The organism is Nonomuraea sp. NPDC049695 (genome assembly GCF_040674955.1).
Classification (GTDB): domain Bacteria; phylum Actinomycetota; class Actinomycetes; order Streptosporangiales; family Streptosporangiaceae; genus Nonomuraea; species Nonomuraea helvata.
Genome location: NZ_JBFANV010000122.1, coordinates 1 through 26346 on the forward strand (window position 1 = coordinate 1; position 26346 = coordinate 26346).

Consider the following 26346-nt stretch of genomic DNA (forward strand, 5'->3'; position numbering starts at 1 on the left):
AAACCCCGCTTCCCACCCCCCCCGCACTCCCGTACTCCCCCGCGCGGGGGACGCGACCCCTCCGGGCCACCCCGCGCGCCTGGGGCCGCCGCCCCAAGCGGGGCGGCGGCCACCGCCGCAGTTCGGTGAGCTCAACGGCAGGAGGTTCACTGAGCCGGGTTCGGAGGCCGAGCGAGCTCAGGCGGCCCAGCCGCGGAACGTGGCGGGGATCGTCGAGCGGAACGTGGTCTCGGCCGTGGCGCTGTCGAGGGCCCCGGCCAGTTCAAGCGTCACCAGCCCGTGCAGGGTCACCCAGAGTGAGAGCGCGATGGAGGTTGTGTCGCCCGAGAGCACGGAAGCCGACAGAGCGCGATCTATCGCCTGGATGAGCGGCCTGACGGGATCGTCGGCACCCACGTCGCCGGACGGGTCGAAGCTCTGCACGCCGCCGAACAGCACCGTGTAGAGGTGGCGGTGCTCACGTCCCCATCGCCGGTACGCGACCGCGAGCGCGTAGAGGTCGGCGAGGGGGTCGTCGGAGGCCGGCACCGCCGACAGGTCCTGGGACAGTCCGGCGACCGCCCTGTCACGCACCGCGGAGATCAGCCCGTCCTTGCCGCCGAACAGTGAGTAGACCGCGGCGGTCGCGGTCCCGGCAGCGGCGGCCAGGGCGCGGATGGTGATCGACTCCAGCGGACGGGTCGCGAGCATCTCGGTCGCGGACTCGATGAGGCGGTCCTTCACGGTGTCGTCGTTCGTTCTCGGCCTTCCCACGACGACCAGCCTAGCCGAGCTGGTAGCGTTTCCGAACATCGTTTCAAAACAAGGTTTGGAAACTGTCGATGCTTCTCGCCGTCCCCCTCCGCCTCATCGGCCGTCTGATCCTGGCCGTGCTCGCCGTCATGGGCCTGGCCGGGCTGTTCCTCACCCTGATCGTCCTGACGGACGGCGCGCGCTCGGGGCTCGCCGCCTGGCTGACCACCCTCGGAGCCGCGATCATCGCCGCACTGTGGCGGGGCCGCGGCCGTAGGTGGCCGGGTCGGCTGTGGCCGTTCGCGCCGGTGGTCGTCGCCGCCGTGCTCACGGCGTCGGTCTGCGTCCCCACCGTCCCCACGACGCGGCAGTATCCGCCCGACCTGCCGTTCGTGGCCACGGGGCACTGGAGCTTGAGCACGGGAAGCCGGGTCGCGGTCTACCACTATCCGCCCGCCGCCGGCGCCCCCCGGCGCCCCACGCCGTTCGTGTACCTCCACGGAGGGCCCGTCCGCGGCATCTCCGTGCTCGACCACCGATTCCTGCGGCTCCTGGCCGGGCAGGGCTACGACGTGTACGCCTATGAGCAGCCCGGTGGCGGACGGAGTGATCTGCTGCCCATGGAGCAGTACACGATCTCCAGGTCCGTACGCGACCTCGCCGCCTTCATCGATCGCCTGGACAAGGGCCCGGTCGACGTCCTCGGATTCTCCGCCGGCGCGGTCGTGCTCACCCGGGCCCTGGCCGCCCCGAGCGTGGCCGCCCGCGTGCACCGGGCGATCATCGCTGAGCCCGGCCCCATGGACGGCCCCACCACGCTGATCAGCGGGCAACAGGGACGGCCGTCCGCGCGCGGTCTCGCGCCGGCCCCGACCGGACCGCAGGCGACGCGCGTCCCCCGGTACGCCGTCGCGCTCGGCCTCATGCAACTCGGGCTCCTCCCGCCCGGCACCGGCCTGATCACGCAGGCCGAAGGCGTCAACGCGGTCAAGGCCGCCGATCTCGGCGGTGACACCGCCTCCGCCTACTGCGAGCGGGACGCCGGCCGCATCCCTGCCGAGAACACCGCGGAGAACTTCTCCTTCAGCGTCGCCGCGAGCCTCCGCATCCAGCAGACGATCAAGGACTCGCCCTCCATCGCTCCCGAGCTGAAACGCTCCCGCACTCCCGCGATGCTGATGATCGCCGAATGCTCGTCACAGGTGCGTCAATGGGAGACCGCCGTCCTCGCCGCCGACCTCGCCATCGAGCGGACCCAGTACATGCCCGGTGTCGGACACCACATGTGGAACGGCCTCGACGACAACAACCAGCGCGCCGCCGCCGTCATCACGGCGTTTCTCCAGGGGGAGCCGGCGCCCCTGAGGAACTACCCGACCCGCGCCGACATCTCCGCCTTCCTTCGCGACCACAGGTGACCTCCGCGCGGGCCGCCCCGGCCCTTCCGCACCTCGGAGCCCGGCGCGAACAGGCGGTGTCCCCGTCAAAGGTGCCGGCCGGAGCCTGGGGCTCCACCGGGAGAGCCGGGCGACTGGATCGTGCGAACCCTGGCCACCCCCTCACGACGGTGCTACAGAGATCCGAGCAGCCTGCTCGATCACGACTAGGAGCGGCGTGGGTCGTAGTTCCGGAACTCGACCAGGCGGATGTCGCTCTGCGACAGCAAGGGCACCCCGCTGCTGGAGTCCAGCACCACCCGGCGGCCCAGGGGCTCGCGCAGCGTGACGCCGATCCGGTCGGTCTTTCCCATCGCGTCGCAGATCTCCACGTCGTCCTGCCGGACGTCGACATCCACGACCACCGCTTCGGGCGTCTCATGGACGCGCGAGCCGTACGTCGTGTCGCAGGTGCCGTGCTGGTAACTCAGCTGGAGCTCAGTCGGCGCGCGCACCTCATAAGTGCTCACCTCCTGGACCCCGACGTTCAGCGGCCGGGGCGGCCCGCCCATCGCGGCCGGGTCCACGGCGACCCGCCGGAACGGCTCCGGCACCCCCTTCACGGTGAACTCCCACGTGGGCACCCGCACGTCCCCCCGGCTGCTGGGCATCGTGGCCTCGCCCCGCGCCACCGCGATCACACGCAGCGGCCGGCAACCCGTGCCGGCCGGGCACTTCTCGTCGACGAAGGACTTGGGCTTGCTCAGCCCGGCGTAGGCGGCTGTGGCCGCCAGGACCGGCACGCTCAGCGTGCTCCCGTCGGCCCAGCGCAGCTCGGCCGGGGCAGGCGCCTCGGCCGAGAGCTCGGTCTCCAACTTCCAGGCGCTGTTGATCGTGCTCCGCCCGACCCACCGGGGCATGCGCCCCCAATCGGGCTCCAGGGTCAGGTTCCGCAGCGGGACGAACCCCTCGGTCCACGGCCCGCGCTCCGCCGACCTCTGCCAGCGTTCGGCGACCTTAATGGCGCGGTCGGTGAACTCGTCATCAGTGCCCGGTGCTCGGACGGAACCGCAGCCCGCCGCGAGCACGAGGAGCACTGCGGCTGAAATGATCCGCATATCCGGTAGACGTGCCGGCAGACGGCGCGGTTCGCTCGGCCGCGGCCTTGGGGGTGCGCTGAGCGCCCTCCTGGTGCGCGGCGTCCGGGAGGGACTGGTGCTCGGGGGAGAGTCGCAGCGCGCCGACGTCACCGCCTGGCTGGAGATCACCGAGCGGCTCAGATCGCGGTGATCAGAGGGTGACGTACTCGATGTCGCAGAGCTGGCCGCCCAGCCTGAAGGCGTACGCCTGGTCGTACGCGCCGGTGTAGGTCGCGTTGTACCCGAAGTGGTACGTCTCGCCGATCGCCACGTCCGGATGGAACGCCGGCAGCGTGAACGTCATGTGCGGATCCGGGCCCCCGATGCTGGTGTTGGCACCCCACCAGACGCTGGGCCGCTGACCGTCGTCGAGAATCAGGTTGACCACCCCGTTGGGCGGCGGAACGCTGCGGTTGGTGACGGCGACGTCGGTCGAGAACCCGGCCCGTCGAATTTACGGTGCCCAGGTCAGCCGCAGGCCCGCTGCCATGTTCAGTGACGCCGGATGTAGCGGCGGATCGTGCTGTGTTGCTCGCGGTCGTTACCGCCTCGGCCACTCCCTGGTCGGGGCACGGGCCATGCCCTGACATTCCATGATCCCTCAGCAAGGAGGGCGGAAGGCCAGGTCGGAGGGGAAGTAGGTGGTCCACTCGGTGGGGGTGATGGACGGGTGGGCGAGGGCGCAGATCCTCCGTGCCGCGTGTTCGGCGTCGACGTCCCACAGGCGGACGGTCGAGTCTTCGCCGCCGGTGGCGACGACGCGACCGCCGGGGATGTAGGTGAGGGTCTGGACCCTGCCGACGTGCCCGGTGAGCGTGGCGACGACGCGGGCGTTGCGTGGGTCGGTCAGGTCCCACAGCCGTACGCTGCCGTCCAGGCTGCTGCTGGCGAGGGTATGGCCGTCCGGGCTGAAGGCGGCGCCCGTGACGGCGTCGGCGTGGCCGGTGAGCGCGGCGATGACGCGGGCGTTGCGTGGGTCGGTCAGGTCCCACAGCCGTACGCTGCCGTCCAGGCTGGTGCTGGCCAGGGTGCGGCCGTCCGGGGAGATGGCGATACGGGTGACGGCGCCGGTGTGTCCTTTCAGGAGCGCCGGGTGGCGCGGGTCGGCGATCCGCCACAGCCGGATGGTGGCGTCGGCGCCCGCGCCGGCGAGGAGCAGTCCGTCGGGGCTGAAGGTGATCGTGTCGACCGAGCCGCCGTTGCCGTCGAGCGTGGCGAGGTGGGCCGGGCGGCGCGGGTCGGAGACCTGCCACAGGTCGATCGTGCCGTCGGCGCTCGCGGTGGCCAGCAGCTCGCCGTCGGGGTCGAAGGCGACCGAGGTCACGTTGCCCTGGTGCCGGGTCAGAACCGCAAGGTTCTGGGGGCGGCGCGGGTCGGACAGGTTCCACAGGCGGACGGTGCGGTCCTGCCCGCCGGTCGCGAGCAGCCGGCCGCCGGGGTGGAAGGCGGCTGCGGTGATGTTGTCGGTGTGACCTGCCACCGTGGCGAGGGGTACGGGTCCGCCCGGGGCGGCGATGTCCCAGACGCGGGCCGTGCGATAGCTGCCGGCCACGAGAAGGCGACCGTCGGGGCTCGCTGCGAGGGACTGGACAGGGCTGCTGTGCCCGCTCAGTACGGAAGTCCGCAGGTCCCACAGCCGCACGGTGGTGTCTTTGCCGGCGGTGGCCAGGCTACGGCCGTCTGGGCTGAACGCCACCGAGTAGACCACTTCGGCGTGTCCGCTGAGAACGAGGGGTTCGCTCGCGAACGCGGCGTCGGTCACGTCCCATACCCGGGCGGTACGGTCGTAGCTGCCGGAGGCCAGGGTCCGCCCGCCGGGGGCGAAGGCCAGGGAGACGACGCCGTTCTGGTGTCCGGTCAGCACGCTGAGCGGCCGCGGCCGGTCCGGGTGGCGCATGTCCCACAGCCGTATGGTGTTGTCGAACCCGCCCGTGGCGAGGATGTGCCCGTCGGAGGTGAAGGCGGCGCACAGGACGCGGTCGCTGTGGCCTCTCAGGCTGGGCAGGGCGCGGGGGCGCCGGGGGTCGGCGACGTCCCAGACCCGTACGACCGCATCGGCCGCGGTGGTGACCAGGACGTCTCCGCGTGGGGCGAAGACCGCCGAGGTGAGCTGCTCCGCGTAGCCGGTGAGTGTGGTGATCCGCATGGCCCGGCTCGGGTCGGACACGTCCCACAGCCCGACCGTGTGGTCGTAGCTCGCCGTCGCCAGCAGACGGCCCCTGGGGTCGAAGGCCACCGTTCGCACGGTGTCCGTGTGCCCCCGGAGAACGGCGAGGGGGCGCGGCCGGCGGGCGTCGTCCACGTCCCAGAGCCGCGCGGTGCGATCGGCTCCGGAGGTGGCCAGGACTCGGCCGTCGGAACGGAAGGCGGCCGACATCACCCCGTCGGTGTGGCCGGGGCCGGCGACGGGCGACGACGATGGGGGTATCGCACCGTCGGAGTCGCCGCCGATGATCGCGAGGGGTAAGGGGCGGTGCGGGTCGGAGACGTTCCACAGGCGTACCGTGCGGTCGGTGCCCGCCGTGGCGAGTGTGCGGCCGTCAGGGGCGAAGGCCGTGGCGTAGGCCGGGGCGCTGTGTGCGGTCAGTCGCGCGGCGTACGGGACGGCCGGCGCCGACAGGACGCTGCCGCGCGCCTCGGGGGTGTCGGCCAGGCGATAGGCGGCCAAGCCCAGCTGCGCGGACAGTGCGGGATTGGTCGCGCGCAGGGCGATCGCGTCGCCCGCGAGCCTGCGGGACAGCGCCTGGTCGCGCTGGCGGATGGCGGTGCGCTGGGCCTGCGAGGCGGCCACGGCGGCGACGGCGGCGACGACCACCAGGACCACCAAGGCGGCGATGGTCTGATAGAGGCGGCGGGTGCGGCGGCGTACCTGGCGGCCGGAGGCCCGCAGGAAGTCGGCCATGGTCGGTGTCATGTCGGAGGAATGCCGCTGCGCCCACTCCTGCGCGGCGAGCAGCCGCGCGCCTCGGTACAACGCGTCGGGGTCGTTCCGTTCGTGCCGCCAGGCCTGGGCATCGGCGGCGAACCTGCGGCCGAGCAGCATGGTGGCGCGATCCGCGGACAGCCAGTCGGCGAGCAAGGGCCAGGCGGACAGCAGGGCCTCGTGCGTGATCTCCACGGTGTCCTGGTCCAGGGTGAGCAGGCGCTGGTCGACGAAACGGTGCAGCACCTCGGTCATGGCAGGCCCGGGGGACGGCAGATCGGCCGAGGAGACCTTGCGGCGGGTGTCGGCGGCGTCGGCGGAGACGTGCACCAGATGCAGGAACAGCCGTCGCGCCAGCTCACGTCGTTGGGCGGAGAGCTCCTCGTAGATCTCGGTGGCGCTGGCGGCCACGGCACCCTCGATGCCACCCGCCTCCTGATAGCCGGCCACGGTCAGGCCGTGGCCCTGGTCGTTCAGCCAGGTGGCATAGAGCGCGTGCGACAGCAGGGGCAGCACCCCGGCGTCGTGTGCCCGGCTGGCTTCGCGGAGCAGCAGTTCGACCAGTGCGTCCTCGATGGCCAGACCGGCCTTGCGAGCCGGTTCCACGATGGCGTCGCACAGTTCGTCCCTGGTCATGGGGCCGACGGCCACCTGTCCGTGCTGCGCGGCGGCCGCCAACGCCGGAAACCGGAGAAGGTGACCGTAGAAGTCGGCGCGCAGGCCGATGACCACGATGGCGCCGTCGGCTGCCGCCCGCACCAGCGCGTCCACGAACGCGTCCTGCGCCGGCTCGCCGGTGCGGGCGGTGGCAGTGGTCGATGCGGTGAAGGGGATGAAAGCGGTGAAGATCTCTTCGAACTGGTCGACGATGAGGACCTCGCCCGGCCGGCCCGCGATGACCGGATGTGAGGCCGGAGTGCATACGGTGACCGCACGTCCCTGCTCGTGCAGAGCCGCGACCAGCCCGGCCCGCAGCAGCGAGGACTTGCCCGCTCCGGAGGCGCCGACCACCAGCCGCAGCCCGCCTCCGTCCAGTTCGGTGACCGCGCGCAGGAGGCGCTCGGTCAGGGCGTCCCGGCCGAAGAACCACGCGGCGTGCTCGGCCTCGAAGCCCGCCAGCCCCCGGTACGGCTCGACGCCCCCTCGCCTGCGTGATCGTCCCCGCCGCACCCGCTGCCAGGCGTCCACCCAGCCGGTGACCTCGGTCGCTCCACAGACCTTCAGCACCCGCTCGAACGAATCCCTCAGGGCCAGAGAAGGCAGCCCCCGACCGGCGAACCAGTCTCCGATGGTGCTGTGCGCACCGGGGCTGCCGGCCAGCGCCGCGACCTGCCGTACGGTCAGACCCGCCCGCTCGCGGAGCATGGTGAGCTCCCGCGCGAAGCCCTCACGGTCGCGAATCCGGCCGGGATCCGGTCCCGCCCCGTCCTGGGCCACTGCCGCGCCTCCTACGAGAAACGTCTTTGCTCTGTAGTCCGTCGCGCGACGCCGAGGGTTACAGACCCGTGTCACCGCGCTTGTCAGGGCTTGTTGGTGCTTGTACGGGCTTGTACGGACTCCGCCGGGACGTCTTCCGGGGCCGGTGGCCCTCCTCGATAGTCGGGGGCCCGGCATCCCATCGAAAGGGAGGACCCTCATGACGAGCCGGATCGAACAGCCACCCCGCAGGGCGGTGCTGCGCATGATGGCGGGTACGTCACTGCTCCTGGGCACGAGCGCCGCGCTCGCCGTCGCCGCGCCGGCGCCGGCGCAGGCCGCCCAGGCGGGGTGGCGCTGGTGTGAACGGTGCAGCGGCCTGTGGTACTCCCTGAACGGGACACGGGGAGGGTGCCCCGCCGGAGACATCCTCGACGGCGGTCATCACAGCACCGGCAGCGGGAACTACATCCTCAAGACCATCGAGGACGGGGGCCGGGGGCAGAGCAACTGGCGGTGGTGCGGCGCCTGCCAGGGGCTGTGGTACTGGGGCAACTCCACGTTCGGTCACTGCCCCAGCCAGGGCTCCTCGGGCCACACGCCTTTCGGTCCTTACCCGACGATCTCCTCCTACTATCTGATCGAGGACGTCGGCAACCGCGACTCCCCGGGCGGCCAGGAGCAGTGGCGCTGGTGCTTCAAGTGCGCCGGCATGTTCTTCGACGGCAACACTCCCGGCGCCTCCGGCCGCTGCCCCAAGGACGGCGCCCACCATGCCGTCACCGGCGGCAGTTACGTCCTGCGGCAGGTCCCGTGAAGGCGTCACGGCGCGCCGGCGTCCTCGGCGCTCTGGTCACCGTGGCCTGTCACAACGCCCTCGCCTACCAGCACAATTCCGCCGGGCACATCAACACCGTGCGGCGTCTCGGCGTCGGCGACCACGTGGTCCGCATGCCGGGCAGGCCGCTTGAGCGCGGCATCGTCCACGTCACCGCTTACGGATCCTCCCCTGACCACTTCTTCAAGGCCGCCTTCATGGAGTGAGGCCTGCGCTTCCCGCGGGGCGGTCCCGTCGAGCCGGGGCCGCCCCGCTTCAGCGTTCAGCGGCGCCGTGGCCGTTCAGAACTCGATGAACCCGTACAGCGCGAGATGGTTCGACTTCGTACTGCCGACCGTGTGATCAATGCTCGACGGTCGCACGGTGCCCTTGACGAAGAGGTAGTCGATCTTCCTGGACCCGTCGGTCGCTCTGGCTCCATAGCCGGTCATGCCGAAGCCGCCGAGTGTGGTGGAGGCGATGTTCGTACGATTCGCGTCGATCCCGATCACGCGGATCGTTGACGCGTTCATCAAGCTCGTGGCGTCCGCGCCGACGTGGATGCCGGAGCCCGCGATGCCCGTGTCGCCCGCGCCCGCGCAGGCGTTCGCCCCGTTCTGCTCCGGGAGGTGCATGGTCGCGGCGAAGACGGTCGTCCCCGTCTCCTTGATCGTGAACCTCGCCGCGAGAGCGCTGGTGCGCTTCCATTTGTATGCGTAAGTGGCGCCGTCGTCGCTGTCCGGCGGCTTGTACAGCGTGCACCCGGCTCCGCCGTTGTACGCCGTTCCGGGCTTCAGCCAGCCCGCGCTCCAGTACTTGGAGACGTCACCCGCCGCGAGGCTCAGCGTCCTGGTGTTGTAGATGATGGCGTTGGTCTGCTTCTTCTTCAGGTCGCCGAGCGCCTGCTGACTGCAGTTGTGCGAACCGCCCCACTCCTCGGGGTCGTCCCACGCCACGAGCGCCTTGTAGGTGCCCGCCGGATAGCCGAACTCGGCCCCGAGCTGGTCGGCGTATGCCGTGGCCTGTCCGGTGCCACGCACCTGCTGCACGATCAGGAGATCGGGAGCCTTCACGCCGGAGGTGCCCGTCTTACCGTTGTCGTCGACGAGCATCGACGTCAGGTGGTCCGGGCCCGAGATCCGGGTGCACGTGCCGTCGGCGTTGTTTCTCACCAGGTTCTCGATGTTGTTGTTGTAGACCCGTAAGACGCGATCCGCCGCGGCCGTGGGCGCTTCGCGCGCCTGCGCGATCGAGGGTGTGGTGAGCAGCGCGGCTGTCGCGAGCGTCACCACGCCGAGCGATCGGTAATGGAATGACATTGTCGAAGGGTAGCGATGATCGTCGGGCCTGTCGCCAGTCGATGATCGACGTCCTTGACCTGGAGCCCACTCCAGCTGGCAGTCTTCCTCGGAGTCGTTTCCGCATAGCCAGGGAGAGTGCGAGATGAGTGGTTCGTTGCGGACGTTGGGGCGTAGCGGCTTGCGGGTGAGTGCGATCGGGTTCGGGGCATGGGCGATCGGGGGACCCTTCATGGCCCGCGGCAAGCCGGCCGGATGGGGGCAGGTGGACGACGAGGAGTCGGTGGCGGCCGTCCATCGGGCGCTCGACCTGGGGGTGACCTTCTTCGACACGGCCGACGTGTACGGCACCGGGCACAGCGAGCGGGTGCTCGGGCGGGCGCTGTCCGGGCGGTGGGACGAGGTCGTGATCGCGACCAAGTTCGGCCTCACCTTCGACGCGGCGACGCGGGCCCTCACCGGCCAGGACATCTCGCCCGGATACATCCGGCAGGCGTGCCGGGCGTCGCTGGAGCGGCTGGGCACCGATCACATCGACCTCTACCAGCTGCACGTCGCGGACGCGCCGATGGAGCAGGTGGACGAGATGGTCGCCACGCTGGAGGGGCTCGTCGACGAGGGCCTGATCCGGGCCTACGGCTGGAGCACCGACGATCCCGAACGGGTGGCCGCGTTCGCGAAGGGGCCGCACTGCGCCGCTGTGCAGCACAACCTCAACGTGCTGCACGACGCCCCGGCGATGCTGGCGGTGTGCGACACCCATGAGCTCGCCTCCGTCAACCGGGGGCCGCTGGCGATGGGGCTGCTCACCGGCAAGTACGGCCCGGACTCGCGGCTGCCGATGGACGACGTACGCGGCGACTCCCCGGCGTGGATGACCTTCTTCAAGGACGGCCGGCCCGCTCCGGAGTTCCTCGCCATGCTGGACGCGATCCGCGACGTCCTGACCTCCGGCGGCCGTACCCTCGCCCAGGGCGCCCTCGGCTGGCTGCTGGCCCGCAGCGGCCGCACGGTGCCGATCCCCGGCATCAAGACGGTCGGCCAGGCCGAGCAGAACGCCGGCGCGCTGCTGCACGGGCCGCTGGAGGCGGCGCAGCTGGCGCAGATCGACGAGGTGCTGCAGCGCCACGCCCGCTGAGGTGAGCGGGGAGCCCTCACGCCGGATCACCGGATCCGACGGCGGACGAGCCCGGCCGATCACGGCGGATCGGCCGGGCTCGCCGGGTGGAGACAGGGTCAGGCGAGGTCGAACCGGTCGAGCTCCATGACCTTGGTCCAGGCCGCGACGAAGTCGGTCACGAACGTGTCGCGGGCGTCCTGGCTGGCGTACACCTCCGCGAGGGCCCGGAGCTGCGAGTTGGAGCCGAAGATGAGGTCGACCGCGGTGGCGGTCCACTTCACCTCATCGGTGGCCACGTCGCGGATCTCGTACACGTGCTCCTCGGACTCCGACGCCTTCCACCGGGTGCCCGGGGAGAGCAGGTTGGTGAAGAAGTCGTTGGTGAGCACGCCGGGCCGGTCGGTGAGGACGCCGTGCCGCGTGGCCCCGAAGTTGGCTCCGAGGGAACGCAGGCCGCCGATCAGGACGGTCATCTCCGGCGGGGTCAGGTTGAGCATGTAGGCACGGTCGACGAGCAGCACCTCCGGCTGGGTCTTCTCGCCGGTACGCAGGTAGTTGCGGAACCCGTCGGCCCGCGGCTCGAGGACCCCGAAGGACTCGACGTCGGTCTGCTCCTGAGTGGCGTCGGTGCGGCCCGGACGGAACGGCACCGTCACCGCCACGCCGGCCTCGTGTGCCGCCTTCTCGACGGCGGCCGAGCCGGCCAGCACGATCAGGTCGGCGAGCGAGATCTTCGCGCCGCCGGCCTCGTTGAACTCGCGCTGGATGCCCTCGAGGGTGTCCAGGACCGTCGCGAGCTGCTCGGGCTGGTTGACCTCCCAGCTGCGCTGCGGCTCGAGACGGAGCCGGGCGCCGTTGGCGCCGCCGCGCTTGTCGGTGGAGCGGAAGCTCGCGGCGGAGGCCCAGGCGGTGGAGACCAGCTGGGCGGTCGTGAGGCCGGACTCCAGAACCTTCGCCTTCAGGGCGGCGATGTCGGCGTCACCCACGAGTGCGTGGTCGACGGCCGGCACCGGGTCCTGCCACAGCTGGGGCTCGGCGACCCACGGTCCGAGGAAGCGGCTGACCGGACCCATGTCGCGGTGCAGCAGCTTGTACCAGGCCTTGGCGAAGGCCAGCGCGAACTCGTCGGGGTTCTCCAGGAAGCGGAGAGAGATCTTCTGGTACGTCGGGTCGACGCGCAGCGACAGGTCGGTCGTGAGCATCGTCGGCTTGTGCTTCTTCGACGGGTCGTGGGCGTCCGGGATGATCGCCTCGGCGTCCTTCGCGACCCACTGCTTGGCGCCGCCGGGGCTCGTGGTGAGCTCCCACTCGTAGCCGAAGAGGATCTCGAAGAAACGGTTGCTCCACTGCGTCGGCCGGTCGGTCCACGTCACCTCGAGACCGCTGGTGATCGCGTCAGCGCCCTTGCCGGTGCCGTGGCTGCTCAGCCAGCCCAGGCCCTGCGCCTCCAGCGGCGCGCCCTCGGGCTCCGGCCCCACGTGCTCGTCCGCGACGCCGGCGCCGTGGGTCTTGCCGAACGTGTGGCCGCCGGCGATGAGCGCGACGGTCTCCTCGTCGTTCATCGCCATCCGCCCGAAGGTCTCGCGGATGAAATGCGCTGCCGCGGCCGGGTCCGCGTTGCCGCGGGGACCCTCCGGGTTGACGTAGATGAGACCCATCTCGGTCGCGCCGACGTTCGGCGCCATCTCGGTGTCGGTGACGTAGCGTTCGTCACCGAGCCAGGTGTCCTCCGGACCCCAGATGATCTCTTCAGGCTCCCAGACGTCCTCGCGGCCGAAGCCGAAGCCGAAGGTCTTGAATCCCATCGACTCCAGGGCGACGTTGCCGGCGAGTACGAGCAGGTCGGCCCACGAGATCTGCTGGCCGTACTTCTGCTTGACCGGCCACAGCAGCCGCCGGGCCTTGTCCAGGTTGGCGTTGTCCGGCCAGCTGTTGAGCGGGGCGAAACGCTGAGCGCCGTCGCCGGCCCCGCCGCGACCGTCGTGGATGCGGTAGGTGCCCGCGGCGTGCCAGCTCATCCGGATCATGAGGCCGCCGTAGTGGCCGAAGTCGGCCGGCCACCAGTCCTGCGAGGTGGTGAGCACCTCGATGATGTCCTGCTTGAGGGCCTCGACGTCGAGCTTCTCGAACTCCTTGGCGTAGCTGAAGCCCTCTGCCAGCGGGTTGCCCTTGGACGAGTGCGCGCGCAACACCGAGAGGTCGAGCTGGTTGGGCCACCAGTCCCGGTTCGTGCGCGGACGACCGCCGGTCTTCGGAGCCGGCGAGTCGATTGCCGGGTTCTCGCTCTCGCTGCCGTGCGCGGTCACGGAGTCATGCGCGACCGGGCAGCCGGCCGCCGCCTTCTCGTCCACGCCCTGCGCGCTGGAGGGGCCGTTGTCCTGGGTGTCGCTCATCTGCTTCCTTCCGAACTACCGGATCACTGGTCAATGCGTCTGGCCGCACAGTCGGGGCAGGTGCCCCAATAGACGACCTCCGCCTCTTCGACCACGAAGCCCTGGTCATCTGAGGCGGTGAGACAGGGGGCGTGGCCGACTGCGCAGTCGACGTCCGCGATCGCACCGCAGGAGCGGCACACGACATGGTGGTGGTTGTCCGCCACCCGTGACTCGTAGCGGGCGGTCGTACCGGCCGGCTCGATGCGCCGCACCAAACCGGCGTCGGTCAGCGCACGCAGCACGTCGTACACCGCCTGGTGGGAGACCCTGGGGAGCTGGGCTCGTACCAGGGCGATCACCGTGTCGGTGTCGACGTGCGCATGATCGCGCAGCGCGGCGAGCACTGCCAACCGCGGCCGGGTCACGCGCAACGAGACTGCTCGTAACTGCGCCTCGAAGTCGGACGCCATACGGCCAACATAGCGCCCTAATCTGGAATAGTTCAAGTTTGCTGCGAGTCCGGGGCCGGCGCGCCTGGATTCCGCGGCAGGGTGAGGGTCAGGATGGTTCCACCTCGGGGGGCGTTGGCCGCGGTGAGGGTGCCGCCGTGCAGGCGCGCGTTCTCAGCGGCGATGGCCAGGCCCAGGCCGCTGCCGTCGCTACGGGTACGGGCGGCGTCGCCTTTGGTGAACCGGTCGAAGACGTGAGCCAGAAGGTCGGCGGGGATGCCGGGCCCGTCGTCGGAGACGGTGATGGCGATCTGATCGGCACCGGCCTGGACCTGGACGAGTACCGACACCGCCGGGCCGCCGTGCTGGAGCGCGTTGCCGACGAGGTTGGCGATGATGACATCGACGCGCCGCGGGTCGAGCCGAGCGCGCAGGCCCGGGGGAACGTCGGACCGGACCCGGTCGTGCCAGTGCCGCAGGGCGAGCGTCTTGGCGATGAGCTCGTCCAGATCGACCTCGTCGAGATTCAGTACGGCGGCGCCGGCGTCGAAGCGGGAGACCTCGATCAGGTCCTCGACCAGGCGGGTGAGCTTGCGGGTCTCGTCGGAGACCAGCTGCAGCGCCTCGGCGGTGAGCGGTGCGAGGCGGCCGGAGGCGGCGTCGGCGTCGAGGACTTCGGTCACGGCGGCCATGGCCGCCAGCGGCGTGCGCAACTCGTGGGAGACGTCGGCGGCGAACCGGCGCGCCCGCGCTTCCATGTCGCGCAGCGCGGCCGCGTCGGCCTGGAGCGTGGCCGCCATGGTGTTGAAGGTGCGGCCGAGGTCGGCGAGTTCGTCGTCGCCGGTGACGCTCACGCGGGTGTCCAGGCTGCCTCCCGCCATCTGCTCGGCGGCTGTGCGCAGCCGCCGTACCGGTCTCAGCAGCCTGCGCGCGGCCAGCAGAGCGGGGACGATGGAGGCCAGGGCGACGGGGAGGGCTCCGGCGCGCGCGGCGGCTGCCAGGCTGTCCACGTCCTGCTGCTGGGAGGCCAGGGAGAGAGAGGCGTAGGCCACGAGCGGCGAAGGGCCGTGCGGGCGCGCGGCGGCGGTGACGGGAACGGCCACGGCCAGCCAGGGCGTCCGGGCGTGGTGGAAGCGCTGGGCCAGCGCGGTACGCGCCGAGGCCGCCTGGCCGCGCAGCCCCGCGGGCAGCGGCGGCACCTGCTTCCCGGCGGCGATGAGCGGGCCGCCGCGATAGGACAGGGCGGTGTGCCAGCCCCGCGTGCCCGCCGCCAGGTCCAGTTGCCGGGCAAGCCTGCGCAGGTCCGCCTCGGCCGGGTCGGCCGGTAGGTCGGGCGTTCGGGAGGCAAGGTGAGCGCGCAGTTCCTGCAGGACGTCGGCCTGGGCGCGGTCCACGATCGCGGCATGGCCCTGGCGGTAGGTGACCGCGGCGGCGGTCAGTGCGCTGATCGTGGATACCAGGAGGAACACCAGGACCAGCTGGGCCCGCAGGCCGCGTGCGCGGGCGGGGCGGATCACAGCGGCCCGAACCGGTAACCGAAGCCGCGCACGGTCTGGATGTAGCGGGGGTTGCGGGGGTCGTTCTCGATCTTGGCTCGCAGCCGCATCACGCACGCGTCGACCAGCCGGTAGTCGCCGTGGAAGGTGTGTTCCCAGACCTGTTCCAGGAGTTGCTGGCGGCTGAAGGTCTGTTCGGGCGCGGCCGTCAGGAACAGCAGCAGCTTCAGCTCCGTCGGCGCCAGCGCGAGTTGCTCACCGTGCTTGAGCACGCGCAGGGCGACCCGGTCGACGAACAGGTCGCCGTGGGTGGTGCGGGCCTGGTCGGAGGAGGCGGGCTGGGTGGTACGGCGGAGCACCGCGCGCATGCGGGCTTCGATGACCTCGCTGCTGGCCGGCTTGATCACGTAGTCGTCGGCGCCGGCCTCCAGGCCCACGACGACGTCCACGTCATCGTCGCGCGCGGACAGGATCACGATGGGCACCTGGCTGAAGGCGCGGATGCGGCGGCAGGTCTCCAGGCCGCTCATGCCGGGCAGCATGAGGTCGAGCAGGACGATGTCGGGCGCGCTCGCGACGAGTTCGGCCAGTCCGTCCTCACCGGTCGAGACGAGCAGGGTTTCGTGGCCTCGGTGGCGCAGGCCGAGGCTCACGCCCCGGCGTACGGCCGGGTCGTCCTCTATCAGCAGGACGCGGGTCACGAGGAGGCTCCCTGTTCGGCCGGGACGGCCGACCCGCTCTCGTCGCACTTGACCGGCCAGGGCCTGCCTGCCATGCCGGGCTCGAACACCTCGATGACGGGGTCGTCGCCGACGCCTGGAGCCTCGGCGGCCGTACAGACCAGCTGGCTCACCGCCGCCGGGCGCAGGTCACGCACCAGCCACGGCAGACGCAGCTGTACGCGGCCCTTGGTCGTCGTGGCCCGTACCGGCTGTGGCGCCGAGGGCAGTTGCGTGATCAGTCCCCGGGCCCGCTCAGCCGCTGTGGGGCCGTCGAGCAGCGCGTCCATGGCCTGTTGCAACCGGGCGCCGGCCGATGCCGGCCGGGAGACCGGCCAGGTGCCCTGGGGTGTGACGAAATACACCCGCAGCGAACTGCCGAGGTTCTCGGTCAGGCCGCCTTGGACCGGGTCGCCGGCGGGGCGCGCGTCGGTGTCGCTGATTCCGCAACCCGCCAGCGTCGCCGCCGCGGCCAGGACGGCCGCCAGGTGGCGTAAGACCCTTGGCATGTGCCCGCTCCCTCGTTTCCCGGCGGATCTGTCCGGTGATGACTACTGGCTGAGTCTGCTCACGTCGACCGTCCCGGCGCCGGGCTGCGGCCGCGGTATCGCCGCCCACAACCCTGCTGCCAGCGCCGCCGCGGCAGCCGCAGCCACCCATCCGCGCCGCCCGGTGGCCCAGCCGGTGCGCAGCCGTATCGGATCTTCGACGGTGGCCTTCGAGACTACCGCAGCCAGTAATGACAGCCCGGCCGCGACGATCGTCCAGCCCCAGCCGTCGAGCCCGGCCAGAGGCCGTGGCAGGAGGAGGTAGATCGGCCAGTGCCACAGGTACAGGCTGTAGGACAGCTCGCCCAGCAGGCGCGGTACGGTGCTGCCGATCACCCGGCCCGCCAGGCCGTCCGGTGCGTGGGCGAGGAGCGCGATCAGCGCGGCGCCGGCCAGGGAGTGCGCGAACATTCCGCCCTGGAACAGGCCGGGGGCCTTCTCCCCGCCGGTCAGCAGCCAGGAGGCCGACAGGCCGCACAGCAGCAGGACGCACACCACGTCCGCGGCGGTGTGTGACAGGCCGCTCACCGCGGCCCGGACGGGGGCCGTGGCGGCGGCCGCGCCGAGAAGCAGAGAGAAGGCCCGGGTGTCGGTGCCCTCGTAGGCGCGGGTGGTGTCCACGGCGGCCCCGAGCCTGATCATGAGCAGGAGTGAGACGAGCGCGCCGGCCACCGCGACGAGCGCCACCCGCCGGTGCCCGCCGGGCCCTCTCCCGGCCAGTGCCACCATCAGGGGCCAGGCCAGGTAGAACTGCCATTCGACGCCGATGCTCCACAGGTGGGCGAACAGGCGGGTGCCGGAGGCGTTCCAGTAGCCGATCTGCTCGCCGATGAGGTGCCAGTTCACGCTCTGGGCGGCCACCCACGGCGCGTCCTGGAGTGCGTACCTCAACAGGTCCGGCCTGGCGAACGCCCAGGCCAGCAGCAGGGTTGAGATGACCATGACGGTCAGCGCGGGCAGCAGACGGCGGGCCCTGCGTTCCCAGAAGGCCACCAGGCGGAGACCGCCCCTCCTGCCGAGCTCCTCCAGCAGCAGGCCGGTGATCAGAAAGCCGGACAGGACGAAGAACAGGTCGACGCCCAGGAACCCGCCGCGCAGGTGCCCGGCGTGAAACAGCAGGACCGCGGCGACAGCGAGCCCACGCAGCCCGTCAAGCGCGCCGACATGCGCGCGGCGCGGGGCCGACGTCGTCGCTCCCATCAGCCGCAGCCGAGTTTGGCGAAGCGGTCGTCGCCGGTCCACGGCCCGGTGGCCCAGACGGCGGGTGCGGCCGGGGTGAAGCCGGTCAGCTCGCCGAGCCGCTTGGCGAACCAGGTGGCGAAGGCCGCCGATCCCTGTTGACAGGAGTGGACCCCGTCCTTGGCGCGCTGGGCCTTGCCGGCGGCGTAGTCGTCGCCCCACAGCTCAGAGGCATCCAGGTAGCGAACGTCGGCGACCTTGGCGGCCATCGCGGGCGCGCTCTTGATCGCGTCCTTGTGGGGCCGGTAGAAGTCGTCGATCTTGAACGGCGGCGCCGACACCAGGACGAGCCGGGCGCCGGCGTCCTTCGCCGTCCGGGAGAGCTGCTGGTAGGCCGCCAGCTGCTGGCCGGACGTGCCCCAGTCGTAGGTGGTGATCTGGTACGCGATCACCGTCGGCCGGAAGGAGGCGAGGTTCTCCTTCAGCGTCTTCCACGTGTCCTTGGCCGCCACGGCCGTCACCGGGTGATCACCGGCGACGACGTTGCCGCCGCCGTCAGAGGTGGCGTTCTTGAACCGCACACCGCTGGCTTCCAGCGCGGCCTGCACGGCGGGGGCCTCCGCGCCCGCGATGGAGTCGCCCATCCACAGCACCCTGACGCCGGCCGCGGCCTGACCGGCGTGTCGGGCCGTCGCGGCCGGTCCGTCGCCGGGGGTGGCGGTGAACGAGCCGCAGGCCGCCAGCGTGGCCCCGACCGCGACCGCCACGGCCGCCATCACTCCGGCACGACGGCGGCCGGTGGATCCTGGGGGGAGCGGGGAGCCAGGAAAGGGGTTCGTCGGTTGCATGGTCCGTAGGCAATCAGACGAATCCGGCGGTCAACCGCGTTGTCATCGTTTCATCACACAATGAGGGATCAGCCATCACAGAGGAGATCCCGGCAGGCGGGAACGACGACGCCCGGCAGGCGACGATCGACGTCGTCGCCTGCCGGGCGGGTGAAGGAGGTGCTATGGGGCTTTACTGCGGGGCGTCGAAGGTCCACTCGGCGCCGGCGCCCGGGCCCACGACAAGGGTCGAACGTCCGATCCGCTCCTCGTGCCGCGTCGCCACGGACTGGTTGAGCGACATGGAGACCTGCTTGAGGCCCGCCTTCTCACGCGCGACGGAGTCGAGCTGGATGGTGGTGCCTCCGCCCCTCGCGATGGCGCCGCCGCCGGTGACCGTGACGTCGAACCCGCCCGCCTTGAGCAGGGGGACCGTGTTGGCGAGGTCGCGCGCGGGGACGCCGATGCGGATGTAGGTGATGTCACGCATCAGGTGGTCGGCGTAGGCGTCGGGCAGGTAGCGCTCGCGGCTGACGTCACCGTCGTAGCTTGCCGGCTCGGTCTGGCTGCGCGGGTCGGCGAAGTACTCCGGGAAGTACTCCATCGCCCACGGGTCGAAGGCCTCGTACTGGTCGGCGGTGGTGCGGATGGTGTCGAACCACGGGATGGGGACGCCATCGCCGAAGTCCCGCGTCTGGCGGTACTTGGCCGGGTCGCTGATGCCCAGGGCGGCCAGCTGCGCGGTCACCTTGGCCAGGTCACCGGAGCGCTCGGTCGACACGCCCAGCCCGGCGGAGCCGTAGAGGGCGTCCTGGCCGGGCAGGTCGCCCTCGCCGAACAGCTCGATGTAGGTCTCGCGGCCCTTGAGGTAACGGCCCTTCCAGGTCATCCCGCCACCGGTCGTGGTGCGGACCTCGAAGTTGGCGAACTCCCGCAGGTAGGCGGAGTTCTCGACGGCGTCGGCCGTCTCCCGGTCGACGACGCTGTAGGCGTGGTTGTAGAACAGCAGCTGCTTCTGGGACGACACGTGGGACTCTTCGGCCTGGGCCGTCCCCACACCCCCGGCGAGCGCGACGGCGCAGGTCGCGGTGAGAGCGGTGATCATCCGTAATGTCCGGCGAATCATCATGAACGTGATCTTAGGGCGAGGATGATCACCTTCACTATCGATTTGACAGGACCAATACTGCAAATGTGGCGATCTCATACCGGCGATGTGGCGAGCCCCTCGCGGCTTGACGATCGTTGACACCCCTTGGCGGCCGATGTTTGACTCGGCCGGGTGTCAGCTGCATCATCGGCTGCTCGCGCGGCGGCACGGCTGCCTCGTGAGCCCGGCGTCTATCGGTTCCGTGACCGGCACGGCCGCATCCTCTACCTGGGACGCGCCACCGACCTTCGGAGCCGGGTGCGGTCCTACTGGGGTGACCTGCGCGATCGCCTGCACCTGACGGAGATGGTCGCCCGGGTCGCCTGGGTCGAGGCGGTGGCGTGCGAGTCGGTGCACGAGGCCGCCTGGCTCGAGCGTAACCTGCTCGAAGCCGAGATGCCCCCCTGGAACCGCACCCCCGGCGGCGCGGAGACGTCGATCTACATCGTCGTCGACACGCGGCCGCGCACCGCCGGGGTGCGCACGAGCCACGTCGCACGGTTCGACGGGGTCGTCGGCTTCGGTCCTTACCTCGGCGGAACGAGAGCGCGGCAGGCGATCTCCGGGCTGCACCGGGCCTTCCCGCTGGCGTACACGCGTGACCGGCTCGCCGGCGCCGAACGCGACATCGCGGCCAGGCGCGGCATCGGCCCGCAGCTCAGGGAACGGCTCGCCGAGGCCGTCATCTCCACGCTCGACGGGACGTACGCCGAGGCCGCGCGTGAGGCGCTGACGGCGGCGCGCGACCGTGCGGCGGGGGCGCTCAGCTTCGAGCTGGCCGCCCGGATCCAGGAAGAGCTGGCCGCGCTCGAATGGGTGACGAGCGTGCAGCGCGTCACCGTCGAAGGCGGCGGCGACCAGGACGTATGCGGGTGGGCGGACGGTCTCGCCGTCACGTTCACCATCCGCGGCGGGCGCCTGAACGGATGGGGCCAGCGCGAGTGCGCTCGCTCGGCCGTGGCCCGGGCGAGCGCCGTCACGCCGCCCGAATGGGCCGGCTTCGCCCGGCGCAATGCCGAGCTGGCGGCGGCGCTCAGCCAGGCCTGAACGGGCATCACCCGTCGCTCGGGAACCTGGCCTCACCCGCCGCCTGGCGGACCGCGATCTCGGCCAGCTTGCGGATCTCCGCCGCCGGGACGGCGACGCCAGGCGTCTGGAACGTCCAGCGGAGGAACGCCTCGACGTTCACGGCGGGCACGTCGCCGAGATAGGGCTCGATGTACACCGGCGTGTTCGGCTCACTGCGCCAGCTGTCGGCGAGCGTGCCGATGTCCACCGCGTCGTAGCCGAGGGCGTCCATCAGCAGGGCGGCCTCCGCCTTGGCCTCGGCGTCATCGCCGGCGACGGGCAGGGCGCTGCGGTCCGGCGCGCCCGCGGGCCGGGCGAGTGAGACGATCTGGTGCGGAGTGATGGTGTTGAACGCCTTGATCACCCGAGAGCCCGCGAGGTGACGCTGGATCAGGCCGCTCGATGTCAGCTCGCCGGAGTCCAGCTCGGCCAGGTGGCCGTCCCGCTCGGGGTAGTAGTTCGCCGTGTCCAGCACCGTCTTCCCGGCCAGCGCATCGGCGGGGAGCCGGCCGTACGCGTGGAACGGGATGGCCGCCACCACCAGATCTCCGGCGCGTGCCGCTTCGTCCGGCGTGGCTGCCCGGGCGCGCCCGCCCAGCTCGGCGACGAGATCGGCGAGCGTCTCAGGCCCTCGCGAGTTGCTGAGGACAACCTCGAGACCGGCGGCGACGGCCAGGCGGGCAACGGAAGAACCGATCATTCCGCTGCCGATGACTCCAAGTGTCCGGGACACGACTTCTCCGTTCGACGTGGCACAAGATAGTTCGAGTTCAAGTAATGCGAGTCATAACTATCATGACTCGAATCATGTTCGCTAGACTTCCTGACCATGACCGAACGGGCCGATGCGGTGACGCAGACGCAGATCGACCGGGACGTGTGCCGGCTGGCCCACCGATTCACCCAGCAGCTGGACGCCCACGTACGACGCGTCGCCGACGACCTCGCCCTGACCCCGGCCCAGGTGGTCGCGTTGCGTGAGCTCTCGGACCCGATCACCGCACGAGAGCTGGCCAACCGGATGGTCTGCGAGGCCTCCAACGCCACGTTCGTCCTCGACCGGCTGGAGCAGCAGGGCCTGATCGAGCGCCGGCCCCATCCGACCGACCGGCGCGCCAAGGAGGTCGTCCTCACCGCCGCGGGCGAACGCCGCCGGGCCGACGTCCTGGAACGCCTGAACACCCACTCCCCGCTGGCCACGCTCAGCCCGGCGCAACAGCAGTCCCTGCGCGAGCTGCTCCAGGCCCTCATCACCTGAGCGCGGCGCGCCCCAGGTCGGGCTCGGGTCTCCAGCGGGCGTGGTTGGGATGGGTGCCGCAGGGTAGCGAAGCGATGACACGGGGTGGCGAAAGGAGGCGTGGCCATGCGTGCCATCAGCTCTGCGGTGATCGGGATGGCCATTGCCGCCACCGGTTGCGCGTCGGTGGGGACGTACCCGTCGCAGACGTACCCGCCGAACAGCGGGGCCAACGCCGACCTGCAAGGCGTGCTGCACCTGCGCAACGCCTTCCTCCTGGACGGCCCGGACCCGGACTCGCCGTCCCCGCAACTCGCCCTGTACGCCGTCCTGATCAACTCCGGCAGCCGGCCCGCCCGGCTCGACCGGATCGTCGTCGAGGGCGGCGGCTCCGTACAGCTGGCGGGGCCCATCACGCTGCCCCCCAACCAGCCCGTCGGCACCGGCGGCAAGCCCATCGGCACCGTCAGCGGCGTGCGCAGCGCCACGGTGCCGATGACCTTCGCCTTCAGCGGCACCGCGCCCATGCGCGTGAACGTCCCGGTCCAGCTGAGAGCCGGAGAGTACGCCAACCTGCCCACCGCGCCGCCTCCAGCGGGGTGACGGCAGCGGACGGCCGCCCGGTCACAGCTTCGGTACGAGGCCGACGTCGAACCACACCCCGACCTCGTCGCTGAGCTTGAGCGCGCCCAGCAGCGCCGAGTAGGGCCGGATGCCCCACCGGGTCTGCACGACGGTTGCCGAGCCCTGCACGCGCTCATCGGTCAGCGAACCCTGGACCTCGACGGGCTGCGTGACCCCGACGAGGGTGAGCTCGCCCTCGACGCGGAACGACTGCGCGGTCCCGTCCACCCGCGTCGACCGGAACATGATCGTCGGGTGCTTCCGCACCTGCAGGATCTTCTCCCGAATGGTCCGCTCGATCTCCGCATGATCGGAGGCCGACAGCGGCTTGACACCGCCGGTCCCCTCCCTGACCTCGAGCGAACCGGCGTCGGCCTCGACCGTCATCGAGCAGTTGGCCGGGTCGGCGGCGTCGACGACGGCGGTGCCGCGCCAGCGGGTGACCTCGATGGTGAGATCATGGCCGGCCTTCGCGCCCAGCCCGGTACGGGTCGTATGGACGAGAAGCCGGCCGGACTCGGCGCCGAACGTGTAGTTACCAGCGGTGATGCTCACCTTGTCACGCTAGCTCGCACCTGCTCGGCTCACCGTGACACGTGCCGCAGGCATGGCGAATCCGGGGCCGCCGGTTGCGTTTCCCGGATGAAGGAGGGGTGGGACAGACCGCCCGGTGGCTGAGATCATCGCTGCATGTCCGAAACGCTCAAACCGTACGCTCTCGTCACACAGCTGCGGTCGCTGCCCGACGAATGGCTGATGTACCTGCTGCGGCAGGTCTTCGAGCAGCGCCGCCCGTACGGCGACGAGGACGACTCCCGGGACAACCGCTACTTCATGGCCGTGGCCTCCCGCGACCGCGATCCTCGCAGCGGGCGGTGGAGCGGCCGGACCGACCACATCGCTGTGGCCTACCCCGACCCGGAGCATTACGACGACCCGCTCGACGTCGACTGGGGCCTGGTACAGCACGGCGGCTGCGGACGGTGCCAGGTGCGCCTGGCAGGCAGCCGCAAGCACGTGCGCTGCCCGATCTGCGACGAGCCGGCGTTCCTGACATGAGCGGAGCCGCCGTGCCCGACCCGGAGGAGGCACTGCGCGCGATGCCCCTCCACGAGCTGCGCGACGCCGTGTCGCGGATCACCGTCGCCCGGCTCCTGCCGCAGTTGCTGGCCCTGCCCGACGACGTGCTGCGGGACGTGCTCTGCGAGGTGCTGGCCGAACGCGCCCCGTACGGGCACACTCCGTACCGCGAGGCCCGGCTGCTCCTCGCGGTGCCCGGCCCCACCCCCGAACGCCCTGCCTCGAAAGACCCTGCCTCGAAAAACGGGGCACCCGGCTGGCGCCACCGGGCGGTGGGCATCGCGCTGCCGCATCTGGGCGAGCGCAAGAAGCGCGGGCGGCTGGCGTTCGAGGGGCGGTGCGCGGTCTGTGCCGCCGCGCTGTGCGCCGACACCGCCCAGGTGGCCTGCCCGGTATGCGGCATGACGGAGAAGGTGTCGCGCGGCTGATGCTGGGCGCGTCACTCCGGCTTGTACCGGGAGAACGCCTCCTGCACGTCGCCGGGCGCGTGGGCGAGGGCGGCGTGGTCGGGGTCGGCCGGCGTGACGTGGGGGAGGTGGATGACGACGTCGTAGGCGTCCAACGGGCTCAGGTCGGCATAGAAGGTGCCGACGCGCTGTGCGGACACGGCCCGGACGGCATCGGTGTCGGCCGGGGACAGCCGCCGCAGGTCGGTCGCGAAGGGCCCGTCGTGGCTCGCGTCCATGAGCGCGTCGAGGCTGCCGGGCTGGGGCGGCTCCATCTTCGTGAACAACTCGCCGGCGTAGAACCCGGCCCCGGGGTTGAGCGTCCGGCCGGTCCCCGAGGTCGTGCCGATGGCCAGATAGTCGCCGCCCAGCCGGTCGGCGAGATGCATGCCCATCGTGGTCATCGGTGCCATGCCGGGCAGGGTGACGGGCCCGCGTTGGACGTGGCCGTTGTGGGCGGCGAGGACGATCCGGTCCTCCCTGCGCAGGATCCACTCGACCGTGTCCGCGATCGCGGCGTCGCGGATGCTCGCCCCGAGGTCCGGCCTGCCCGCCGAGAGCTCGCGGGCCACCGTGTCGACGGCCACGGTCAGGCTCAGCGAACGGACGGCACGCTCATAGGCATCGGCGGTCGTCCGGCGGAGGTAGTCGAGGCGCCGGCCCGTCATGCGTGCCATGAGCTCGGCGAGGCCCGCCGTCAGCGCGTTCCTGCGTTCGGGGGTGAGCTCTCCGTAGGCGGCGAGGGCCTGGGGGATGGAGAACGCGGAGGCCGCCGCGAAGGCGGAGGCCGTCTCCCGTACGTCCGGATCGACCTCGTAGCCGGGATCGGCCCGCGCCAGGTAGGAGAGCACGGCGTCCAGGCCGGGCAGCAGGGACGCGTTCGAGCCGGACAGGTCGATGCCGTAGAAGCCGACCGGCCGCGAGGCCGTGAGATTGTGCTGCCGCATCCACTCCAGATGGGCGCGCATCGGGGTCCACAGGCCCATCAGCGAGGTCATGCCGTTCGCCAGCAGCCGGCTCACCTGCTCCTGGTCGCCGGCCTCGCCGTCCCGGACCCAGTCGTCGACCTGCCACCCTTCGACGAATCCCGACTCCATCGCATACGCGCCGAATCCGTGCCGTTCGGCCAGGTAGCGCAGCACGCGGTGGCGGAGCCGGTAGAACTCGCCGTTGTAATGCGCGCTCTCGCCGATCGCCACCACCCGCGCGTCGCCGATCGCCTCATCCAGCCATGCGAGGTCGTCCAGCGGTCCGGCCGGATCCAGCGTGGACAGCGGGATCACCGCCTCGCCGCTCAGTCGCACCATGCCTGTGGAGGATTGCGCCGTCATTCCAGCTCCTCTGTCAACCGTTCCCATTTTTGGTAACGGTACCAGATATGGGAACATCAGGGCGTGGACACCATTGATCTGCTCCTGCACCCGGTCCGGCTGCGCATCGTGCACGCCATGTCCGGCGGGCACACCCTGACCACGTCCGACCTGTGCGCCCGGCTGGCCGACGTGCCGAAGACCACCGTGTACCGGCACGTCGGGGTGCTGGCGGAGGCGGGAGTGCTGGAGATCGCCGGCGAACAGCGGGTGCACGGCGCCGTCGAGCGGCATTACCGGCTACGCCGCGAGCGCACGAGGATCGACGCCGAGGACGCCACGTCCATGTCCCTGGACGACCACCGCCGCGGGTTCGCCGCGGCCATGGCGGCCCTGCTCGCCGAGTTCAACGCCTACCTGGACCGGGACGGAGCCGACCCGAGCGCCGACTCCGTGGGCTACCGGCAGGGCACGTACTGGTTCAGCCCGGACGAGCTCGCCCAGATGATCGACGCGCTGTACGAGGTGTTCGTCTCGAAGGCGCGCAACGAGCCCGCCCCGGGCCGCAGGCCTTACCTGATGAGCACGATCTTCTTCCCGGCCGAGGAGACGCCGCGGCACGAGGCGGGTGGGCAGTGAGGTTCGCTGCTATGCGGGTGTTCCGGGTGACCTGCGGAGCGACGCGACCCGATCGACCAGGTGGCCGATCTTGTAGTACAGCCGCGGCGGGACGTGCGGGAGCACCCGTGAGTGCCGCTGCTCCAGCAGTGCGAACATCTCCACCGGTGGCAGGTCGATGTAGCGCGGGAGGTTCTCGTACCACTGGGCGCTGTAGTGGGCCGCGCGTTGGATGCGTCTGATCTCGGCTCTGCGTCGCCGGTCGTAGTGGGCCAGGGCGGTTTCGAGGTGGGGGTTCTGGTAGAGGGAGTGGGCGAGGAAGGCGGCGTCTCCGAGGGCGAGGGCGGTGCCCGCGCCGATGGAGTAGTGGGTGGTGTGTGCGGCGTCGCCGACGAGGGC

The 26346-nt window shown here is 71.2% G+C and carries 26 protein-coding genes and 1 pseudogene; 10 read left to right on the plus strand and 17 right to left on the minus strand.

What is annotated here, in order from left to right; genetic code table 11:
• Window positions 1–177: 177 nt before the first annotated feature.
• A complete protein-coding gene (locus AB0J64_RS51300) occupies window positions 178–753 on the minus strand; it encodes a TetR-like C-terminal domain-containing protein (protein ID WP_364044753.1) in 576 nt (191 codons plus the stop codon).
• Between the two features lie 68 nt (window positions 754–821).
• Here AB0J64_RS51300 and AB0J64_RS51305 point away from each other — a divergent pair, with 68 nt between their 5' ends.
• A complete protein-coding gene (locus AB0J64_RS51305; RefSeq protein WP_364044756.1) occupies window positions 822–2150 on the plus strand; it encodes an alpha/beta hydrolase in 1329 nt (442 codons plus the stop codon).
• Between the two features lie 185 nt (window positions 2151–2335).
• On the opposite strand, the gene AB0J64_RS51310 is transcribed toward AB0J64_RS51305, so the two are convergent.
• The 3 genes from AB0J64_RS51310 to AB0J64_RS51320 all read right to left on the minus strand — a co-directional run bounded on the left by AB0J64_RS51310 (window position 2336) and on the right by AB0J64_RS51320 (window position 7607).
• Window positions 2336–3226: a hypothetical protein gene (locus AB0J64_RS51310; RefSeq protein ID WP_364044759.1), complete on the minus strand. Its 891-nt coding sequence runs from the start codon at window positions 3224–3226 to the stop codon at window positions 2336–2338.
• 172 nt (window positions 3227–3398) lie between these two features.
• Complete coding sequence (locus AB0J64_RS51315) at window positions 3399–3701, minus strand: cellulose binding domain-containing protein (protein WP_364044828.1); 303 nt, start codon at window positions 3699–3701, stop codon at window positions 3399–3401.
• Window positions 3702–3848: 147 nt separating this feature from the next.
• A complete protein-coding gene (locus AB0J64_RS51320) occupies window positions 3849–7607 on the minus strand; it encodes a helix-turn-helix domain-containing protein (protein ID WP_364044762.1) in 3759 nt (1252 codons plus the stop codon).
• A gap of 199 nt (window positions 7608–7806) precedes the next feature.
• Between AB0J64_RS51320 and AB0J64_RS51325 the strand changes: the two genes are divergently transcribed.
• Window positions 7807–8403: a hypothetical protein gene (locus tag AB0J64_RS51325; protein WP_364044765.1), complete on the plus strand. Its 597-nt coding sequence runs from the start codon at window positions 7807–7809 to the stop codon at window positions 8401–8403.
• A complete protein-coding gene (locus AB0J64_RS51330; protein ID WP_364044768.1) occupies window positions 8400–8630 on the plus strand; it encodes a hypothetical protein in 231 nt (76 codons plus the stop codon). Before AB0J64_RS51325 ends, AB0J64_RS51330 begins: the two co-directional genes overlap by 4 nt.
• Window positions 8631–8705: 75 nt before the next feature.
• On the opposite strand, the gene AB0J64_RS51335 is transcribed toward AB0J64_RS51330, so the two are convergent.
• On the minus strand, window positions 8706–9722 hold the full coding sequence (locus AB0J64_RS51335) for a hypothetical protein (protein ID WP_364044771.1): 1017 nt from the start codon (window positions 9720–9722) through the stop codon (window positions 8706–8708).
• A 166-nt stretch (window positions 9723–9888) separates the two neighbouring features.
• Here AB0J64_RS51335 and AB0J64_RS51340 point away from each other — a divergent pair, with 166 nt between their 5' ends.
• Window positions 9889–10839, plus strand: coding sequence for an aldo/keto reductase (locus AB0J64_RS51340; RefSeq protein WP_364044774.1), 951 nt, complete (start codon window positions 9889–9891; stop codon window positions 10837–10839).
• A 98-nt stretch (window positions 10840–10937) separates the two neighbouring features.
• On the opposite strand, the gene katG is transcribed toward AB0J64_RS51340, so the two are convergent.
• From katG to AB0J64_RS51380, 8 genes are all read right to left on the minus strand, one after another.
• On the minus strand, window positions 10938–13214 hold the full coding sequence (gene katG, locus AB0J64_RS51345; RefSeq protein WP_364044777.1) for a catalase/peroxidase HPI: 2277 nt from the start codon (window positions 13212–13214) through the stop codon (window positions 10938–10940).
• Between the two features lie 23 nt (window positions 13215–13237).
• The gene (locus tag AB0J64_RS51350) at window positions 13238–13666 is read right to left on the minus strand and encodes a Fur family transcriptional regulator (RefSeq protein ID WP_364044780.1); all 429 of its coding nucleotides are present in this window, start codon (window positions 13664–13666) and stop codon (window positions 13238–13240) included.
• A gap of 32 nt (window positions 13667–13698) precedes the next feature.
• On the minus strand, window positions 13699–15162 hold the full coding sequence (locus tag AB0J64_RS51355; protein ID WP_364044783.1) for a HAMP domain-containing sensor histidine kinase: 1464 nt from the start codon (window positions 15160–15162) through the stop codon (window positions 13699–13701).
• Window positions 15159–15842, minus strand: a complete 684-nt coding sequence (locus tag AB0J64_RS51360) for a response regulator transcription factor (protein WP_364044786.1) — start codon at window positions 15840–15842, stop codon at window positions 15159–15161. Before AB0J64_RS51360 ends, AB0J64_RS51355 begins: the two co-directional genes overlap by 4 nt.
• Window positions 15839–16369 (minus strand): GerMN domain-containing protein, encoded by a 531-nt coding sequence (locus tag AB0J64_RS51365; RefSeq protein WP_364044789.1) that lies wholly within the window; start codon window positions 16367–16369, stop codon window positions 15839–15841. The genes AB0J64_RS51360 and AB0J64_RS51365 overlap by 4 nt, the downstream gene beginning before the upstream one ends.
• A 42-nt stretch (window positions 16370–16411) precedes the next feature.
• Window positions 16412–17608 carry an acyltransferase gene (locus AB0J64_RS51370; protein WP_364044792.1) on the minus strand — a complete coding sequence of 399 codons (1197 nt, stop codon included), beginning with the start codon at window positions 17606–17608 and terminating at the stop codon, window positions 16412–16414.
• On the minus strand, window positions 17608–18363 hold the full coding sequence (locus AB0J64_RS51375) for an SGNH/GDSL hydrolase family protein (protein ID WP_364044795.1): 756 nt from the start codon (window positions 18361–18363) through the stop codon (window positions 17608–17610). The genes AB0J64_RS51370 and AB0J64_RS51375 overlap by 1 nt, the downstream gene beginning before the upstream one ends.
• A 244-nt stretch (window positions 18364–18607) precedes the next feature.
• Window positions 18608–19543 carry a DUF5829 family protein gene (locus AB0J64_RS51380; RefSeq protein WP_364044798.1) on the minus strand — a complete coding sequence of 312 codons (936 nt, stop codon included), beginning with the start codon at window positions 19541–19543 and terminating at the stop codon, window positions 18608–18610.
• 153 nt (window positions 19544–19696) lie between these two features.
• On the opposite strand from AB0J64_RS51380, the gene AB0J64_RS51385 reads away from it, so the two are divergent.
• The gene (locus AB0J64_RS51385; protein ID WP_364044801.1) at window positions 19697–20611 is read left to right on the plus strand and encodes a hypothetical protein; all 915 of its coding nucleotides are present in this window, start codon (window positions 19697–19699) and stop codon (window positions 20609–20611) included.
• Window positions 20612–20618: 7 nt separating this feature from the next.
• Here AB0J64_RS51385 and AB0J64_RS51390 read toward each other — a convergent pair whose 3' ends face one another.
• A complete protein-coding gene (locus tag AB0J64_RS51390) occupies window positions 20619–21365 on the minus strand; it encodes an NAD(P)-binding domain-containing protein (RefSeq protein ID WP_364044804.1) in 747 nt (248 codons plus the stop codon).
• Window positions 21366–21461: 96 nt separating this feature from the next.
• Between AB0J64_RS51390 and AB0J64_RS51395 the strand changes: the two genes are divergently transcribed.
• Together AB0J64_RS51395 and AB0J64_RS51400 are read left to right on the plus strand one after the other, a co-directional pair.
• Window positions 21462–21890: a MarR family transcriptional regulator gene (locus tag AB0J64_RS51395; protein ID WP_364044807.1), complete on the plus strand. Its 429-nt coding sequence runs from the start codon at window positions 21462–21464 to the stop codon at window positions 21888–21890.
• A 105-nt stretch (window positions 21891–21995) separates the two neighbouring features.
• Window positions 21996–22472 (plus strand): hypothetical protein, encoded by a 477-nt coding sequence (locus tag AB0J64_RS51400; RefSeq protein ID WP_364044810.1) that lies wholly within the window; start codon window positions 21996–21998, stop codon window positions 22470–22472.
• 21 nt (window positions 22473–22493) lie between these two features.
• Here AB0J64_RS51400 and AB0J64_RS51405 read toward each other — a convergent pair whose 3' ends face one another.
• Window positions 22494–23048, minus strand: coding sequence for a YceI family protein (locus tag AB0J64_RS51405; protein ID WP_364044813.1), 555 nt, complete (start codon window positions 23046–23048; stop codon window positions 22494–22496).
• A 135-nt stretch (window positions 23049–23183) separates the two neighbouring features.
• Here AB0J64_RS51405 and AB0J64_RS51410 point away from each other — a divergent pair, with 135 nt between their 5' ends.
• Window positions 23184–23552 carry a hypothetical protein gene (locus AB0J64_RS51410; protein WP_364044816.1) on the plus strand — a complete coding sequence of 123 codons (369 nt, stop codon included), beginning with the start codon at window positions 23184–23186 and terminating at the stop codon, window positions 23550–23552.
• A complete protein-coding gene (locus AB0J64_RS51415; protein ID WP_364044819.1) occupies window positions 23549–24001 on the plus strand; it encodes a hypothetical protein in 453 nt (150 codons plus the stop codon). The genes AB0J64_RS51410 and AB0J64_RS51415 overlap by 4 nt, the downstream gene beginning before the upstream one ends.
• Before the next feature lie 11 nt (window positions 24002–24012).
• On the opposite strand, the gene AB0J64_RS51420 is transcribed toward AB0J64_RS51415, so the two are convergent.
• Complete coding sequence (locus tag AB0J64_RS51420) at window positions 24013–25350, minus strand: erythromycin esterase family protein (protein ID WP_364044822.1); 1338 nt, start codon at window positions 25348–25350, stop codon at window positions 24013–24015.
• A gap of 63 nt (window positions 25351–25413) precedes the next feature.
• On the opposite strand from AB0J64_RS51420, the gene AB0J64_RS51425 reads away from it, so the two are divergent.
• Entirely contained in the window at window positions 25414–25968 is a 555-nt protein-coding gene (locus AB0J64_RS51425; protein ID WP_364044825.1) for a helix-turn-helix domain-containing protein, read from the plus strand.
• A 9-nt stretch (window positions 25969–25977) separates the two neighbouring features.
• Here AB0J64_RS51425 and AB0J64_RS51430 read toward each other — a convergent pair.
• Window positions 25978–26346: pseudogene (locus AB0J64_RS51430) on the minus strand (FAD-binding monooxygenase); the annotation flags it as partial.